Raw genomic sequence first — 1,097 nt, forward strand, 5'->3', positions numbered from 1 at the left:
CGGCGAGCTCGGCCTGCGTGCGCCGCCAGATCTCCTCCGCGTGGTGGTGGAACCGGTCGTGCCGCCAGCCGCCGGCCTGCGCCTTGTGGAGGGTGTCGGGGTGGCGTCGGCGTCCGGCGCGATGGTGCCGGAGTCGGCGCCCGGTGTGGAGTCCTGGACGCGGATCGACCCGCCCTCCTGGGCGATGCGGACCACGAACGGCTCGGCCTCGGGATCGCCGAAGGTCTGCGTCCACAGCTGACGGCCGTCGGCGGTGCGGACCTCGCGGGGCGCGTCGATCGCGCCTCCGTCGGCGTCCAGCACGAGGAGCTCGGTGTCCTCCGTGGTCGCCTCCAGGCGGACCGCCGTTCCCTCCATCGTGGCGACGGACACGTGCCCGTAGCCGATCCACAGGTCCAGCGGCTCGCCGGAGGTCTCGTAGCCGGGTGCGACCGTGACGCGCAGGTCGCTCGCCGCGAGCGTCGCGTAGCGGCCGGGAGCGGCGCTCGAGAAGCCGTAGGTGCCGAGCACGGGGAGCAGCTCGCGGTCGGTCGGCAGCACGGCGGCGCAGGCGGCCGTGACCAGCGCGACCGTCGCGAGGGCGATCAGCGCGATCGCGCGCCTCCGGAACAGGCCGGCGAGCACGATCACCACGGCGAGCACGAGCGCGGCCGAGGCGGCTCCGACGACGAGGGCCGTCGGTCCGGAGGCGGTGAGCGAGACCAGTGCGCCGGCCAGGGCGGCGGCGCCCAGGGCGAGCAGCGTGAGGCTCGCCCGCAGCCGGGGGTTCGCGGCGCGTCGGAGGCGCTGGCGCTCCAGGCGCGCGGCGGTGACGGCGGCGGCGGCGAGTCGCGCCTCCTCCGCCCGGGCGCGGGCCGTCTCACGGGCCGACGCGCTCTGCTGGGCGCGGAACGCCTCCCGCTCGGCCCGCCAGGCCTCCTGGCGCTCGCGCCACTCGGCGACGGCCTCGGGGGACGAGGGGCGCTCGTCCTGCAGCCCGGGGTCGGGTGCGGGGTAGGCGGGAGCGGAGCGGCGGACGGCCGGATCCGCGTCGCGCGAGTCGAGCGGCGCGAGGGGCACCAGCGCCCAGAGCCAGAGGTAGAGGAGCGCGCCGCCCC

1 pseudogene is annotated in these 1,097 nt (G+C 77.6%); it reads right to left on the reverse strand.

Annotated features, from left to right (window positions below):
• Positions 1 to 1,097 (reverse strand): annotated as a pseudogene (locus tag C5C33_RS18750) (hypothetical protein); the annotation flags it as partial.

This window comes from Rathayibacter sp. AY1H3, assembly GCF_002932015.1.